At 43.1% G+C, this 17,225-nt stretch carries 14 protein-coding genes; 4 read left to right on the top strand and 10 right to left on the bottom strand.

What is annotated here, in order from left to right:
* Positions 1 to 43: 43 nt before the first annotated feature.
* From JMW90_RS08515 to JMW90_RS08495, 5 genes are all read right to left on the bottom strand, one after another.
* Positions 44 to 376 (bottom strand): YnfA family protein, encoded by a 333-nt coding sequence (locus JMW90_RS08515; protein WP_201563185.1) that lies wholly within the window; start codon positions 374 to 376, stop codon positions 44 to 46.
* 3 nt (positions 377 to 379) lie between these two features.
* Entirely contained in the window at positions 380 to 1,192 is an 813-nt protein-coding gene (locus JMW90_RS08510) for a PhzF family phenazine biosynthesis protein (protein WP_201563183.1), read from the bottom strand.
* Positions 1,193 to 1,629: 437 nt separating this feature from the next.
* On the bottom strand, positions 1,630 to 2,253 hold the full coding sequence (locus JMW90_RS08505; RefSeq protein ID WP_201563181.1) for a hypothetical protein: 624 nt from the start codon (positions 2,251 to 2,253) through the stop codon (positions 1,630 to 1,632).
* Between the two features lie 145 nt (positions 2,254 to 2,398).
* Positions 2,399 to 3,673: a saccharopine dehydrogenase family protein gene (locus JMW90_RS08500; protein WP_201563179.1), complete on the bottom strand. Its 1,275-nt coding sequence runs from the start codon at positions 3,671 to 3,673 to the stop codon at positions 2,399 to 2,401.
* 276 nt (positions 3,674 to 3,949) lie between these two features.
* Positions 3,950 to 5,194 (bottom strand): carboxynorspermidine decarboxylase, encoded by a 1,245-nt coding sequence (locus JMW90_RS08495; RefSeq protein ID WP_201563177.1) that lies wholly within the window; start codon positions 5,192 to 5,194, stop codon positions 3,950 to 3,952.
* A 179-nt stretch (positions 5,195 to 5,373) separates the two neighbouring features.
* Here JMW90_RS08495 and JMW90_RS08490 point away from each other — a divergent pair, with 179 nt between their 5' ends.
* Positions 5,374 to 5,949: a DUF924 family protein gene (locus JMW90_RS08490; RefSeq protein WP_265089235.1), complete on the top strand. Its 576-nt coding sequence runs from the start codon at positions 5,374 to 5,376 to the stop codon at positions 5,947 to 5,949.
* Positions 5,950 to 6,192: 243 nt separating this feature from the next.
* On the opposite strand, the gene JMW90_RS08485 is transcribed toward JMW90_RS08490, so the two are convergent.
* The 3 genes from JMW90_RS08485 to lpxB form a co-directional block, all read right to left on the bottom strand.
* Positions 6,193 to 7,371 (bottom strand): CAP domain-containing protein, encoded by a 1,179-nt coding sequence (locus JMW90_RS08485; protein WP_201563173.1) that lies wholly within the window; start codon positions 7,369 to 7,371, stop codon positions 6,193 to 6,195.
* Between the two features lie 209 nt (positions 7,372 to 7,580).
* Positions 7,581 to 8,420, bottom strand: coding sequence for a ribonuclease HII (locus JMW90_RS08480; RefSeq protein ID WP_379607819.1), 840 nt, complete (start codon positions 8,418 to 8,420; stop codon positions 7,581 to 7,583).
* Positions 8,421 to 8,481: 61 nt separating this feature from the next.
* Positions 8,482 to 9,786, bottom strand: coding sequence for a lipid-A-disaccharide synthase (lpxB, locus tag JMW90_RS08475; protein WP_201563169.1), 1,305 nt, complete (start codon positions 9,784 to 9,786; stop codon positions 8,482 to 8,484).
* A gap of 364 nt (positions 9,787 to 10,150) precedes the next feature.
* Between lpxB and JMW90_RS08470 the strand changes: the two genes are divergently transcribed.
* Entirely contained in the window at positions 10,151 to 11,233 is a 1,083-nt protein-coding gene (locus JMW90_RS08470) for a 3-deoxy-7-phosphoheptulonate synthase (RefSeq protein ID WP_201563167.1), read from the top strand.
* 108 nt (positions 11,234 to 11,341) lie between these two features.
* Here JMW90_RS08470 and pepN read toward each other — a convergent pair whose 3' ends face one another.
* Positions 11,342 to 13,942, bottom strand: a complete 2,601-nt coding sequence (gene pepN / locus JMW90_RS08465) for an aminopeptidase N (protein WP_201563230.1) — start codon at positions 13,940 to 13,942, stop codon at positions 11,342 to 11,344.
* Between the two features lie 421 nt (positions 13,943 to 14,363).
* Here pepN and pal point away from each other — a divergent pair, with 421 nt between their 5' ends.
* Positions 14,364 to 14,882, top strand: a complete 519-nt coding sequence (gene pal / locus JMW90_RS08460; protein WP_201563165.1) for a peptidoglycan-associated lipoprotein Pal — start codon at positions 14,364 to 14,366, stop codon at positions 14,880 to 14,882.
* 115 nt (positions 14,883 to 14,997) lie between these two features.
* Positions 14,998 to 15,705 (top strand): 4'-phosphopantetheinyl transferase superfamily protein, encoded by a 708-nt coding sequence (locus tag JMW90_RS08455; RefSeq protein WP_201563163.1) that lies wholly within the window; start codon positions 14,998 to 15,000, stop codon positions 15,703 to 15,705.
* Between the two features lie 265 nt (positions 15,706 to 15,970).
* Here the strand turns inward: JMW90_RS08455 and JMW90_RS08450 are convergent, their stop codons facing one another.
* Positions 15,971 to 16,840 (bottom strand): hypothetical protein, encoded by an 870-nt coding sequence (locus tag JMW90_RS08450; protein WP_201563161.1) that lies wholly within the window; start codon positions 16,838 to 16,840, stop codon positions 15,971 to 15,973.
* Between the last annotated feature and the right edge of the window lie 385 nt (positions 16,841 to 17,225).

The raw sequence follows: 17,225 nt of genomic DNA, 5'->3' as shown, positions 1-17,225 counted from the left end.
GCTGGTATTAATAAGCTTTAATTTGCGCACTTTGACTCATAATCTAGGCACTGCGCGGCGCAAACATAATAATTGCCATGCCCAATAAGGCGATAGCAGAACCCACTATATCCCAAGTCGTTGGTCTAATGCCATTGACAGTCCACAACCACAAAATCGCCATTGAGATATAAACACCGCCATAGGCTGCATAGACTCTACCGGCAGCAGTGGGATGTAATGATAACAACCATACAAAAGCGACCAAACTCAATGCGCCAGGGACGAGTAGCCAGATTGACTTGCCTTCTCGCAACCACAGATAAGGCAGATAACAGCCAGCGATTTCGGCCAATGCTGTAATCGCAAACAGCGCCACTGTTTTTAATTCAGACAAAAGTTACTCCTCAACTGTGATAAACCCCGTCAAATAATGCACGGCATGGCCAGCAATAAGCACTCTATCTCTTGCAACCACGCAGTTGAGTACCCCGCCACGTTTTGACGCTTGATAAGCGACCAATGTATTTTTACCCAATCGTTGTGCCCATAATGGTGCTAATCCAGTATGAGCCGAGCCTGTCACTGGGTCTTCATCGCCGCCATTAGCCGGCCAAAAGTAACGTGAAATGAAATCATAGTCTTTATAGTCAGCAGATTTAGCCTGACACGTGACCACCACATCGTGAGGCGCAAGCTGTTTTAGCGCGTCATTGTCACGCTCTACACTTAATACGTCAGATTCCGAGTCATAAATTACAAAATACGCCTGTGCGTTTTTATAGACTTCAATAGGGGCAATAGACAATCCTGCCAGCAAACTATCAGGGATATCAGTGGCTTCCTCAGGCTTGGTATTGGGGAAATCCATCTGTATTTTACCGTCGTCGGTTTGCTCAACCGTCAAAACCCCAACTGCTTTGGCTGAAAACTTAATAGACGTCAAAGTAGGATTTTTCTTAAACAGCACAAAGGCAGAAGCCAAGGTCGCATGACCACAAAAATCAATCTCCGTAAACGGTGAAAACCAGCGAATATGATAAGTGCCTTTATCATCAGCTACGATAAAAGCCGTCTCTGACAAGTTGTTTTCAAAGGCAATAGACTGCATGAGCTTCTCAGACAACCAGCTTTCTGTGATAATCACTGCCGCTGAATTGCCTTTAAACACAGTATCCGTAAAGGCATCGATAACATTTATTTCTAATTGCATATTACGCTCTTATTTTTATGAGAGGGATATCGCTGATTCATGGTAAAAAATACACTGCTGTTGATAAAAAATAGGTCGAAGACCATAGTAAGACTGAGCCGGTCACATTGCCACATTGCCTAGTTATTAGTCAATAATATATGGCGGGATTAACTCCATATCTCAGTCTAAAATTCACGGCTTACACTTCACTTGTTTAAGTTCCCACTCCATAGCGCTGACCTTTTTTGCGACCAAAATATCATTGGCTGACAAAAATAAAATCCCTTCTATATTTTTAAAATGACCGCCTGTACAAGTGTAGTGGTTTGAATCAGCCACTTTCTAACAGAGCTTACAGCAACCTTTGGTGTGTCCACAGTTTTTTGCTCATCAATACTCATAGATGTGGTCGTCCTTATATAAAGAATGGCATTATAGACAGAGTGCAATCATAGCTAAGGCAATATCTGAGGCGCGATATGATCGGTCAATCTAATAGCCGCTATCTTCTCAGCCCAATCTGGCTCAGTTGGATGCGGCAAACTATCTAAAACTGTCAAAGACTTCTGATAAATTGTTTTAAAAGCATCTACAAACCCAATTGCGGTATCGCCGCAAGGTACAATGACAATATCAGCTGGCGCTTGCTCAAGCACTTCAGTTAATCGGCTAACAAAGTCTTTAAAAATACTGCTTTTCTTCAAATCGACAGGTAATTTATTCGGATTACTTTGATTTAAATTTTGTTTAATGGCTGCCAATGCATTCACTTTTGCTAAGTCTTCACTATTTAGAGCGCAAGGGTAAAACGCTTTATTCAGTGGTAATGTCGAGCAGTTCAAAATACCCAGTGACTGATAATTTAATACCTTGATATTACAGCCTAATGGTAGTTGGGCATCAAAATTCTTTAAATATCCTTGAGCCATCAAAAATTGAGTGAGCTCAAGTGCCGACTCGCCTGCCGCTGGATGTTGATGGAGATATTCATTGATATAGGGAGATTCTAAAATGAGTAGCACTTTTAACTTTATCACATCCTCAATCAAGTTGAAGACTTTATATTGTTCTAAAAACATAGCAATTCTCCTTATGCCATTTATAGCTATCAGTTTTATGATACTCGTTTTTATTAGAGAAGCAGATACGTAAAAAAGCACCCTATCGAGTCTGCCTCAATAGGGTGCTTTTTATTTAACAGACAACAAAAGCTAACACGAGAATTTAGATAGTAAACTCAAGGGCTCTATCGCCTTCGCTGTCTTTGATACGCGTAGGCAAACCAATTTTATTTAATAGATTGATAAACGGCTTGGCATCTAGCTCTTCAACATTGACCATTTTGCCTGCATCCCACTCGCCTGTAGCGACTAGCATAGCAGCAGCAACCGGTGGCACGCCTGCGGTATAAGAGATACCTTGGCTACCGACTTCATTATAAGCGTCTTCATGGTCTGAGATATTATAGATAAATACCTCACTATCGACGCCATTAATCTTGCCTTTTACCTTGTCACCGATACAGGTTTTACCCGTGTAATTTGGCGCAAGCGAGCTTGGATCTGGTAGGACTGCTTTCACCACTTTTAATGGGATCACTTCTTGTCCTTCAGCAGTCATGACTGGCTGCTCAGACAGTAAGCCCAAGTTTTGTAGGACGGTAAAGACATTGATATAGTGCTCACCAAAGCCCATCCAAAAGCGAATATTGGGCACATCTAAGTTGGCTGATAAAGAATGCACTTCATCATGACCACTTAAATAACTGTTTTGTACACCAACAACAGGCAAGTCATCGGTACGTTTGACTTCAAACATCTTGTTAGACTGCCACTTGCTATTCTGCCAAGAATAAACGGTACCGGTGAATTCACGGAAGTTAATCTCAGGATCAAAGTTGGTGGCGAAGTATTTGCCATGGCTGCCCGCATTGATATCAATAATATCGATATCAGTCACCGAACCTGCATCCATCATGTCATAACCCAAACGTGCATAGGCATTGACCATCCCAGGATCGAAGCCTGCACCTAAGATAGCTGTGACATTATTGTCGGCACAGCGCTGTTTACGCTTCCATTCATAGTTGTTATACCATGGCGGCGTCTCACAAATCTTGCGAGGGTCTTCATGAATAGCAGTATCGATGTAGGCAACACCTGTCTCAATACAAGCTTCCAAAACAGTCATATTCACAAATGCCGAACCGACATTGATAAGGATTTGAATACCCGTATCTTCAATCAGCTGTATCAGCGCTTGGGTATCCATGGCATCGACTTCATGCGTATGTAGTACCGCTGGCTGCTTAAAGCTGTTCTTTTCTATGACGCTCTGAGCGATGGCATCGCATTTATCTTTGGTACGTGAAGCGATATGAATCTCGCCGAGTACGTCATTATGCATCGCACATTTATGAGCGACCACTTGAGCGACACCGCCGGCACCGATGATGAGCACGTCTTTTTTACTAGGTTTAGCTTGTTGGTTTGTGTTCAAAGAACAATCCTCCTTTGTGTCCCTGTCGATACCATTGATATTGGCTATGCAAAACAGAAACGAGTGAATGATATGCGTGAATTAAAAAGGAAGACCGAGGAAAACCCACGCACCCGTTGACAAATCCTACTGCGTTTGCCAGTCGCAATTATAACAATTTTTACTGACTTTTCGGAAAAAATTACAACTTAACCTAAAAACGTCAAAGCGAATAAAAATTTATAGATAGTTGTTTGGCAGTCTCATCTATTCATCTCGAATATGATTTTAATAGCGCTATGACAAGCTCGCCTTATAATCTTGATAATCAAACTCGCGCTGGATATCGATACTGCCATCTAAGCGGCGAATCACAATCGCTGGCATATTGACGCCGTTAAACCAATTTTTCTTCACCATGGTATAGCCTGCTGCATTACCAAAGGTCACGGTGTCACCTATTTTTAAGGTATTTGGCAAGGCGTATTCACCAAAGATATCGCCTGCCAAACAAGAACGACCATAGATAATCGTATTATCAGCTGATTTGGTGTTCTCGCTGATGGGTGCGATATTGGTAGGGTCGATATCAAGAGAGGCGATATTAATTAAATCACTGTTAATAGCCGCTATCGGCGCTGACTCACGGTAAATCAGCAAATCAAGCATGTGTGCTTCAATGGATGAATCTACTACCGCGAGATTTTTCTCATTGTGCATCGTATCTAAAACGGTCGTGACGAGCGTGCCAGCACCATGAATACTTGCCTCACCTGGCTCAAGATAAACTTGTACACCATATTTTTCACTAAAGCCTTTTAATCTATCCGCAAGTTTTTCTAGTGGATAATCAGGCGCGATAAAATGAATGCCGCCGCCCAAACTCACCCATTCAAGCTGCTGCAAAACATCACCGAATCTGGCTTCGATATCGACTAAGCTCTCACTAAATGCCTCAAAACTGTCATTTTCACAGTTATTATGAATCATGACCCCTGTGATATCACTCAACACGGCTGCAATTTTGTCTTTATCATGCTCACCAAGACGACTAAAGGGACGCGCAGGATCGGCAATAATAAACGATGAATTGCTGGTTTGTGGGTTTAAGCGCAGCCCAGCCGGTATGTTTTGCGTTGATGCTTGGTTTTTAAAGGCATTTAACTGTGAAATTGAGTTAAAAATAATCTTATCAGCATACTTTAATACTTCAGGAATTTCTTCCGCACTATAGGCGACGCTGTAAGCATGGGTTTCTTTTTTATCTTTACTACTAGCATCACTATTATTACCAAAAGTCTCATAACCCAATCTGACTTCATTGAGCGAAGATGACGTCGTACCATGCAGATAAGGCTGCATGATATCGAACACGCCCCAAGTCGCAAAACATTTAAGCGCAAGTAAGGCTTTAGCGCCAGATAACTCGCACAGGCGCGCGATAATCTGCATATTGGCGACGATTGCGGCTTCATCAAGCAAGTAATATGGCGTTGGTGGTAAGGATGACTGAGTGTTTTGTGGCGAATTTTTTGTATTCATAAGGGTTACCTAATAGCTGCTGCTCGTATCATGACAGACATAAATATTTGCGCTATAGTAGACTAAATTCATCATAATTAGAATATCTTATGTCACTCTCAACCGATTATTCTACTGCAAAAAACCAAGTCAACTCACCCTCATTGGACTCAAATCACATCGATCTGAGTCATCTAAATGTGGATGCGCGTGCTGTTTTAGCGTTTTGGTTTGATAAGGACAATAAGCCTTATTGGTTTGAACAGAACGATGAATTTGATCAGAAAATAAAAGCGCATTTTTATAAGATTTGGCAAGCAGCCAAACAAGGTGACTGCGTGACTTGGCGCATTGCAGAAGCGCCAACTGATTGCAATAGCTCCATTACTGCTTTGGCTGGACGTCTGGCAGAGATCATCGTTTTAGACCAGTTTTCACGCAATCTATACCGCAATCAAGCGCAGGCGTTCGCGCAAGATGGCATGGCGCTGGTGCTGGCTCAAGAAATCGTATTGCAACCACATTTTCATACCCTTCCGATGGCATGGCGCAAATTTACCATTATGCCGTTTATGCATTCTGAATCTTTTGTGATTCATAAACGCTATATGCCCTTGTTTGAAAAGCTGGAGGATACCGTTACTCTAGATTTTGAGCAGCAGCACAAAGATATTATAGAGCAGTTTGGACGTTATCCCCATCGCAATAACATGTTAGATCGCGAGTCAACCGATGAAGAAAAAGCCTTTTTGCAGCAGTGGAACTCGTCGTTTTGACGTGATAACGCTTGCATAGTGGATTGACCATTATATAAAACAAGGACTGAATCAGATAACTGGTTCAGCCCTTGTTTTATAACTTGTTCTATAGTCAGTCCTAAATAAAAGAAATACAAATGTTATAAAGCACTACTGGGGTTAATTTTTCTTGCTTGCTGTAGCTAGCCGACAGAGGCTGCAAAAAATTTATACCAGCAGTACTGTAGCGTTTTTGAGATATTTTAACTATAGATTGCGCAATTAATTGTTCACAGCACCAGTTTTAAAGGTGAAGCTCTCACGCTCTATGGCTTTGCTATCGACTAAGATATCAAAGCTGACACGGTAATCACTGTTGCCATGTAAACCACAATTTTCGTCTTTTTTACTGGTGCTTGTACAGCTTTTCAAATTGTCCGTAATGGGCAAGATGAACGCTTCGTTCGCTGGTAGCTCATATATGGTGTTTTTATGGGGATCTTGGCGATAGTCTAATAGCTCAATGGGCACATCCATATTACGCTGTATATCATGGAATCTAACATTGCTGATATCAATCGTTTGAGCAGACGGCATACTGACATAAATAGGCTGCCCGATAGGATCAGTTTGTAAGTCACGACCCGTTCCTTTGACCGGACTTGGCGTTTCGTTATACAACGCAGTGACGGTACCGCTGACCCCTTGGCATGGATAAGTGAATACTCCTGCCACCGTATTATCTTCGGTCGCCTGCGTCGCTGAGGCATGGTTGACTAATACATAACCTTGATTATTGGCCGTATCCTTACCAAAAGGCTTATAAGTGACCATGCCCGTCCCTGTCAAACTTGAACCTGGTAGCATCAAAGAGCGCAGATGATAAGGCGCTGCCAATAACGACTTAGCCATTGAGCCTGCCACTATATCAGAGCCTATAATATTGCCTGCCGAGCTATAGTAAACCGATTGGGCAATATTCTCAGTCACCCCATATCGGGCGTTGCCATATTTTGCCTGTAATAACCGGTCTTCGAAGCTAACGCCCCTAAAGAACGGGTTATTATCACCCGTGACGTTTACGATATCCGCAATCTTATTCTCATAATGTGGACTAAAAGTAGTCGGTGTGCTGTTAGCAAATACGTGCTTGATATATTTGGCATGTTGAATCGCAATATTATCCAGTGCGGTGTCAGCGGACAACCCACCAAGACCACAGCTGGTACGCGCTAGACTAAAGGTATTACTTGCGATTAATGCTGCTTGTGTCTCATTGTCGCTTGCCACATTATCAGGCTTATCAGTCGAGGTATCATCAGGGCTAGCAGCAGGTGCTGTTGGCTCTGGCGTAACGTCATTAGCGCTATTATCTGAGTCTCCGCCACCGCCACAGGCCGTTAAAAAAGCCGTTAATAATATGATTGCAGCAAGGTTTTTTTCTGGCAATTTAAGGGTCATCTCTTATCCTATAAGATAGTGGCGTGGTTATTATGAACAATCATTCGGGTATAACGGATATTATCGAATACTTATTCGAATGTCATTGAATAAAAAGTATAAAGCTTTAGGAAATTACTATATTTGACCAAAGTACGCTTATTATGAAATTAATAGATATTTTTACTTAGGCTATTTATTTAAATCAATCAGCCACTCTCTATCCACTCTTAATTCCCTAACGCCTTTCTCACTGGTGCAAAGCTACGTCTATGAGCGGGCAACACGCCATATGTTTCAATCGCTTCGAGGTGCGCTTTGGTTGGGTAGCCTTTATGTTTGGCAATCCCATACTCAGGATGCTGAGCATCGAGCGTATACATCGTTGTATCACGGCTGACTTTTGCCAAGATACTTGCGGCGGCAATACTGGTATGACGTGCATCACCCTTGACCCACGCTTGGCAATCAATCATCGATTCTTTTATTCCTAACCCCTCGAGCCTTGCATAATTCAATTCAGGACAGCGATTCCCATCGAATAAAACCTCAACTTTCAGCATAGGTGTGCCAAGATGTGCGGCTATCGCCTCTAATAACATCTCAGTACATAAACGCATACCAAGCATAGTGGCTTGCAAGATATTTACCTGATCAATGACTGCCGCTGGAATATCAGCAATGATAAAACCCAGCGCATACTGCTGAACCAATGGATAAAGGGTATCGCGCTTTTTTTCGCTCAACTGCTTGGAGTCGGTCAGTATCGATAAGGGCGTGTCTTTGAGGGGCTGCTCTTCAATCAGTCCTGACCAAGCACGTGGTAATATTGCCGACGCAACATTGACGCTGCCCAATAATGGTCCACGCCCTGCTTCATCTACCCCAATCTGGAGCGCTGAGCCCGCATCACCCTGCGCAATATTATTCGAATACTGAGCGAGTAATTCAGTGATATTAAATTGACCAGATAAATAAATGGGAGATGCCAGATTAATATATTGTCCTTTTATATCAATCTGCTCGATACTGCGTTTGATCTGTAAGATATGGTTCTCTGTATGTGGCATGCTATTCATTGATTTTACGGTCTTATGTATATGAGATATAAGGTGAATTCGCTTACTAGTTCTACAGCGTTTTTGACGGATGATTTTGCAGATACCATTGTTCAATCACGCTATTGGCAGGCTCATGATTGCTTTGCTGTTGCAAAAGATGCTTGGTTTGAATCAGCGCATTCAATTGCTCCGCGTAAGCACGTGGCTGCAGTAGGCGCATGACGGTACGGCAGATATTGTCGCCACTTGCCTGTTCTTGAATCAGCTCCGGTACAATCGCGGTAGCCGCCAAAATGTTTGGCAAGCCCACATAGGGCACTTTGACCAGACGCTTAGCAATCTGATAGGTCAGCTGATTCAACTGATAGACGACGACCATCGGACGCTCAAGCAGCATCGCCTCAAGCGTTGCCGTACCTGAGGCTAACATTACGATATCTGATGCCGCCATCGCCTGCTGACTAAAGGTAGGCTGACTATCATCATAGACCACCACGATAGCGGCACGCAGCTGCTCTGAGCGCTGATCAATGACGTCTTGAACGATATATTGATGATTTTGATCGACAGTAGGAATGATAAAGCAAAGCTTTGGGTCTAATAAGATCAGCTTTTGAATGCCATCTAACATCAGTGGCAAAATAGCCGTTATCTCGCCGCGGCGTGAGCCGGGCATGACACAAATAAGCTGGCTGACCTCATCAAAGCGTTCGATAAAAAACTGCTGCAAGCCATCATTGTGCCAAACCAGCTCACTACGGCGCTGATTGATGGGTATCTCGAGTAGTGACTGATCAATGGTATGCATCAGTGGATGTCCGACACATATCGCCGGATGGTTATAACGCTCGTAAACGGGCAGCTCAAATGGAAACAGACACAGTACCAAATGGGTTGCCGCTTTAATATTATGGATACGCGACTCACGCCAAGCCCAGATAGAGGGACTAACATATTGCACGCAAAATACGCCTTTAGGCTTGAGTTTTTTAGAGACTCGTAGATTAAAATCAGGGGCATCTATGCCAATAAACCAATCAATATCCGCTGTTTTAAAAGCAGTCAATAATTCACGGCGCGCCTTAAGCAAATCAGGCAATTGCCCCATGACTTCTACCAGACCCATCACTGCCAAACGAGACAGTGGAAAAATACTATTCAGCCCTTGTGCTTGCATCTTGGTGCCGCCAACTCCGACCCAAACGATATCGTCACGTAGATTGTTCATCTGCTGCATCAAATCTGCACCCAAGCTATCACCTGACACTTCACCAGCGACGATACCGATAACGAGCGGCTCACGCGTTACAGTAGCCAACTCGTAAGTATCAAATGGCGCAGTTAAATCAGGCTGAAGGGTAACGGTATCGGTCATGACAAGCTCTTAATAATTAAGTGTAACAGTGAAAGTCGTACAAGGGAGAAAACATGGATATGATAAAATATAGCACAGGGTATCCATCATAGGACACGCAGCATCATAATCAGCGGCGTTTGCGGTGCTTAAATTCAGCCATTTATACTGCCATCATACGTGACGATGATAAAAATAGCGAAGTTGCCCGATGAAATCTAGCGCTATAAACGTCTCTTTATCCTGCCTACAATTATTAAGTATAACCAAGTTTTCGCATCAGCATTCCAGTTATAAGTCAATTAACTGCTCGACTGCCCTTGTCAACCGGTAGTTTTGTCCGCATAATGAAAGTTCCTATAAATCAGCTAGACGATATATAATCATGATAACAGCCGCTACCCATAATGTAGAAATTGACGACGTGAATATTGAAAAATTTATTCCTTTAATCACACCCAATGAGCTAAAAACCGAACTTCCTTTATCAAACGAAGCCTATAAAACCGTTTTAAATGGTCGTCACACTATCCAAAACATCTTGGATGGCAAAGACAAGCGTCTGTTTGTGGTGGTTGGTCCTTGCTCTATTCATGACATCAAAGCCGCGCACGAATATGCCGATCGCTTAGCGATATTGGCAAAAGAGATTGAAGACAGCGTATTTGTTGTGATGCGTGTCTATTTTGAGAAGCCGCGCACGACCGTTGGCTGGAAGGGCATGATTAACGACCCTGATATGAATGACAGCTTTGATATCGAAAAAGGTCTGCGTACGGCCCGTAAACTACTGCTTGATCTCAATGAAAAAGGGCTGCCTTGTGCCACCGAAGCACTTGATCCGAACACGCCGCAGTACATGCAGGACTTGATCAGCTGGTCAGCGATTGGCGCCCGTACTACCGAGAGCCAAACGCATCGTGAGATGAGCTCAGGCTTATCGTGTCCAGTTGGCTTTAAAAATGGTACCGATGGTGGCATGACTGTCGCGGTCAACGCCATGCAAGCGGTAAAAGCGGGTCATAGCTTTTTAGGTCTGTCATCTGATGGCAAGGTGTCTATCATCAAATCTAAAGGTAACCCTTATGCTCACGTGGTATTACGTGGTGGTAACGGTAAGCCCAACTACGATGAAACGGCAGTTGCTCAAGTAGAAGATGCACTCGCTAAAGGCAAAACCAGTAGCAAGATTATGATTGACTCAAGTCATGCCAACTCTGGTAAAGACCCTTATTTGCAACCGATGGTCATCCAAAACGTCGCAGAGCAAATTAAAAATGGCAACAAATCTATCATTGGTATGATGGTTGAGAGCCACTTAAAAGGCGGTCGCCAAGAGCTGACTGCTGATTTGGACGCGCTCGAATACGGCATGTCGATTACTGATGGTTGCCTAGATTGGGACAGCACGGTCACAGCACTACATAGCTTACGTGATACGGTCAAAGACATTCTACCTAACCGCTAATAGCTACTTATCCAATAATAGCTATTTATCAAAAAGCCCGTTTGACACTAGATTGTCAGACGGGCTTTTTTCATTGTTAAGATTAGAATTTTAGTTTTCTAAGAAACTCTACGCAGTTGCTGCACCAAGTACACTGCTTAAACTCTCATGCACATGCTTAGAGGATACCTGCTGCTGTACATCAAGGAGCTGCGCATGCGCCATTTGACGGCGTGGTTCAGCTAACGTATTCCAACGCGCCAGCACTTGTAATAAGCGCGAGGCTATCATCGGGTTGGAGTCATCCAGCTTCTTAATCACGTCTGTATAGATATCTAAACCTTCTTGCGTCCATAATGCGGTCGGCTGCGAGGTAAAGGCGCTGATGACTGAACGCACACGATTGGGCGTATTCCAATCAAAATCTTCGTGCGCTAATAGTGATTTTATGACATCAGCATTGACGTTTTCAGCAGATGCTTGGACACTAAACCACAAATCAATCACCAAATCATCCGTTTGAAAACGCTGATAAAATTCTGCCAAATACGCATCAGCATTGATTACTTGATGATTCACCATCGCTTTTAGTGCCCCAAAACGTTCCGTCATACAGCTGGCATTATCGTACTGCTGCTGCGCCCACTCTCCAGCGCCTGCCACCTTCGCCGTCAATGCCATATCGAGCACCACATTACGTAATGCCCGTTTGCCGCGAGCTTGTGCGTTGTCTTCATAAGATTGTAAAGGCAGCTGTTTGTAAAGCACGCCCCATTGATCTTTTAACGCCTCCGCCAGCTGCTGATACAAGCCTTCACGCTGCGCTTTGACCAACTCTGGATCATAATCTTTAGAAATAGCCGCCGCCAATTCCTGCGCTGAGGGAATATCGAGTAAACGCGCCGCCAGCATCGCATCCTCACTTGCTAGCACTGGCAATGTCTGCGCCAATGCCGCTAGATAGACATCAGGACTGCTTTTCGCGCCTTGCGTCGGCAATAAAATACGGTTGACCAGCATTTGCGTCACTTGCCAGCGATTAAAGCCATTGGTCTCATATTTGAGTAAAAACGCCAAATCTTCATCTTGATAATCATAGTTTAGCTGCACAGGTGCACTAAAATCACGTAGCAAAGATACGATAGGCTCGCTCGCTACATTTTCAAAAGTAAAGGTTTGCTCGGCTTGATCGAGCAACAACATACGCTCAGCAATAATTTTACCGCTTTCTTTATCGAATAATGCCGTTGCGACTGGAATTGGCAACGGTCTTGGCGCATCAAAGCCGCTGACATGGCGAGTTTTCTGACTTAATGTAATAGTTAACGTTTGCGCAGCACTATCATAGTTTTGATGACCGGACACTACTGGCGTACCCGGCTGGCGATACCAATCGATAAAGTCTTCCACCTTACTGTTAGTAATACTGAGCGCAGATAAAAAATCTTCAACGGTCACTGCTTGACCATCGTAGCGACGGAAATACTCGTCCGTCCCTTTTCGGAAATCGTCTGCTCCCAAGGTATTGGCTATCATACGGACAATTTCAGCGCCTTTTTCATAGACGGTGGTGGTATAAAAATTATTAATCTCAACAAAACTCTCAGGACGTACAGGATGGGCAAGTGGTCCTGCATCCTCTGCAAACTGATGGGCACGCAAAGTCGCGACGTCATCGATACGTTGCACAGCACTTGATTGTTGGTCCGCTGAAAACGACTGATCACGATAAACGGTAAAGCCCTCTTTTAAACATAACTGAAACCAATCACGGCAAGTGATACGATTGCCCGTCCAATTATGGAAATACTCATGGGCGATGATGGCTTTTACGCTAAAACTACGGGTATCCGTTGTCGTTTCGGGGCTCGATAATACACAGGCAGTATTAAAGATATTTAGCCCTTTATTTTCCATCGCCCCCATATTAAATTGACTGACTGCAACGATCATATAACGGTCTAAGTCGTAAGCACGGCCGTAATTGACCTCATCCCATTGCATCGAATCCTTGAGCGCTTGCATACCAACATCACACTTATCGATATCGGCGGACTTTGCATATACTTCAAGCAGTACCTTACGACCTTCACTGGTGGTATAGCTATCAGCCAATACATCTAAGTCGGCAACCACGCAGGCAAACAGATAGCTTGGCTTATTGGTTGGATCATGCCAAATAGCATAATGACGGTCTGGTGCGTCTGTGACCTCGCCCGCTTCGAGCAAATTACCATTGGCTAATAGCGTTGGATAGCGCTTGTCAGCTTCAAGGCGAGTGGTAAATATCGCGAGTACGTCAGGGCGGTCTGGATAAAAAGTGATTTTACGAAAACCTTCCGGCTCGCACTGGGTGACAAACATCGTCTCATCACCACTGCCCGCCACATAAAACCCTTCAAGCGCAGTGTTGGTCTGTGGGCAGATACGTACTTGAAGCGCCAATGTTACCTCATCAGGAGCATCACCAATCGTAAGCTTACCTGCTGACAGCTCATAGTGCTCAGCTGTCAATGCCTTACCATTCATCATTAGAGCCAACAGCTCTAAGTCTTCACCAAATAGAACGATATCGCCTGTGCCTTGACGTACCATTTTTAGAGTACTGTCTACCTGAGCATGGTCTTCAAATAACTTGATATCTAAGCTGACAGTTTCAACATCGAAGCTTGGCTTTTGATAGTCTTTTAAATTGATTTTATCAGGCGTATGGAGAGGTACATCAGGCATTTCAGCATTGATGATTTGCGCATCGTTTTCAGCGGTAGACATATAGATTCCTATTGGTTTTTATGATGGTTATATTTATAACAACTTTTACAGCAGTAATTAAGCGGCACTTAAGCAGTAATTAAGCAGCACTTAGTGACTGTCATAATATCTAAGATACCTAGCTACATTGACCTAAAGCACCAAATTTCAAGGGTGCCGATAAATTAAAATAAGACCGTAACGACGATAAGAATCCCTATATAATGACGTAAATCTTGGCGTAATGCGCATTATATCTATTTGTAAACTCTAGCATTATTTACAGTAATAGTACTTACATAAAGTAACATTTAGTATATTATAGACAGCAATTGCCCAAGTTTTATCGTAAGCAATTTACAACAACAAATTCAATGAAATAAAATTTTTGGAGCTTATTATGTCAACCAGTTTTTCAAAAATCGCTGCCCTCGCTGTCTTATCAAGCGCCGTTGTTCTAGCTTCAGGTTGTGCCACCAAGCGCGCTACTTCTGAAGTCGTCGTTGCCCCACTAGGCATTCCAGGTGGTCAAGTCGGCTACAGTGGTGCAGTCATCGTGGACAACTCAAACGCAGTCATCACCGGTGCTGAGAACATACAAGCGGTTGTTTACTTTGCTTTTGATAGCAGTGAAATCACTTCACAATCTGCGGGCGTCTTAAATCAACACGCCGGTCTGTTAAAATCCAACCCAAACGCGGGTGTGGTTATTGCTGGTCATACCGATGAGCGCGGTAGCCGTGAATATAACATCGCATTGGGTGAGCGCCGTGCCCAAGCAGCACGTGATTATCTTGCTGCTCAAGGTGTTGCAGCAAATAACATCCGTGTCATCAGCTATGGTGAAGAGCGTCCTGCTGCTGCCGGTACGAGCGAAGATGCTTATGCCCAAAACCGCCGTGCTGAACTGTCTTACTAAGCATATAGCATAAGACATGATAAGCATTGAAAAGCCCAACAAACCTATTGTTGGGCTTTTTGTTAGGCTAAAATAAATCGCGATATGAACCATAAGTTTCTACAATACACAAACTATGCAAAACTTAATGCTACATGATACTAACTATACCGAGCTCGATCCCATGACAATGACATGGTGTGCGACTGCTCAATTGCGTGCTCCCTATTGCGACATTCAAAAAAACAATCCTTGCTTATCTGCCTCTCAAATTGCTTATAACCAACGTCAGCAGCAACGTGCAGGTGTACGACTATTATTGCAGGCATTGCTAAAAAAACTGGCTATCGTCGATATTTTGGATGAATCAAGCTTTCCTTATCGACTGACCCATAGCCAATATTACGTGTGTTTTAGCCATAGCAGTGGCAGTAATAAAAATGCTACTCGCATGCAAAATGATATAGAAAACTCGGATAACCCATACGTCAAGGTCGCTGTCATTCTCAGTCGCCAGCGTGCATCGGGTATCGATATCGAAGTCAAAGAAGTGAAATGGCAGGTAGCAAAGCGGTTCTATCACCCAAAGGAGCTCGCTATCTTGCAAGACATGCCAATCATAAAGCGTGATAATGTCATCAAACGGCTTTGGCAAATAAAAGAGAGCTTTATAAAGATACATCAATATACGCTTGCTCAAGGTTTGGGCATGGATTACACCGCTATTATTCCTAACTTAATCAAGCACTCTACAGACAGTATTCCTTTGCTTGCGATAACTGACGATAATAGCGGTTATCGTATTGCTGTTATTCCCTCGCAACAAACCGTCATTGTTTATTAAGAAATACAAAGTGCCAGATAGCAAATGACAGCTATAGTCAAAATACCCTAAAAACGCTACGGTACTGCTGGTACAAATTTTTTTGCAGCCTCTGTCTGCATGGGCACAGCAAACAAGAAAAATTGATACCAGCAATACATAATGTGTCGATATTACTCTTCACTGACTATATTACTTTATTTTAGACATAAAAAAACGACCCTCAAGAGGATCGTTTTTTCGTACTTATTCTTCTGTTAACAACAACATTAAAGCTGTTATTAAATTAGAAGCGGTAAGTTGCACCAACTTTAACAATTGGTAACCATTCGACATAGTTTTCATCTTCTAATTCTTTTTCAGCTTTATTAGCAACGCTTGCTGAAGTTTCGCCTGTTACAACGCCATTCTCATCTCTAATAAAACCATTCGAGCCACCAACAGTGCTAACTTCTGCATCAGTTTTACCCATATATGCAGCACCTATCTCGCCGAACAAACCAAAGTTGTTAGTAATGTTAGGACGGAAGCCGATAGTAGCATAAGGAGCTAGCGTGTTACGGTGCTCAAGGCTACCTTTTAAAGTACCTACATCGTCTGCATTATATTGTTTGCCGTCAACTTTATAAACGCCACCATTAGGGTTAGAAGTTACGTTAATTTCGTTATCAGGAACAATGATACCAGCACCTACTGTAAACCAGTTCGCCATAGGACGTAATTGTACGCCTAGGTACGGGTTGCTAAAATCAGTCTCTACTTCGTAGTTTACATCGTTTGCATCAAAGTCACCGCCGAATAAATCAGCAACATCGCCACCTGCCCAACCAGCTTGTAGTTCAGTCTTGTCGTTAAGTGCATAACCTATGTTAGCACCGTAACCTAATGTACCAACTTCAGCGCTGATCGCTGCTGGATGAGTAACAGTTTGGAAGAAAGTCTTAGTACCACCAACGACTGCGCCAGTTGTGTTACGTAACACGCCAGCATCTGCATTGTAGGCATAACCGGCGTCTGCTTGATAAGCAACCGCTACTGGCTCAGCTTCGTATACAACAGCGTTATTACCATCGATGACGATCACTGGATCAGCTGCAAGAGCAGCAGTTGAGGCTAAAACGGCAGCAGTAATTGCTGTTAATTGAATAAGTTTCATGATTACTCTCCTGAAGTATGAAATAACACGCCCATAAAAAAATGAAAATCTAACTTTTTTAAACAATCATTTTGATGCGAGGATTAAAACAATTTTGGTTCAAAAAGTCACCCCTAAAGACGCACTTTTTATTTGCCATTATGTAAAGATTGCATAGATATTGTAATAATTACTATACCCGCCCGCAATACTTCGCCCTTTTGTTACACAATGCTATTAAAGCCACCGCGCAGCCTACACATGATTGTTGAACTAATTAACGCTCATGTAAAGGTATTACAAAATATGTCTGCATGATGAAGCATCTTAAGAAAGAACGCAATAACAGTTATAGAGTTAATTACTACAGATTGTTGTACTTTGTGACTGAACGTATCTAATATTG

The sequence above is a fragment of the Psychrobacter glacincola genome (assembly GCF_904846215.1).
Classification (GTDB): Bacteria; Pseudomonadota; Gammaproteobacteria; order Pseudomonadales; family Moraxellaceae; genus Psychrobacter; species Psychrobacter glacincola.
The sequence above is the reverse complement of the archived record's forward strand: the minus strand, read 5'-3'. Positions and strand labels throughout refer to the sequence as shown.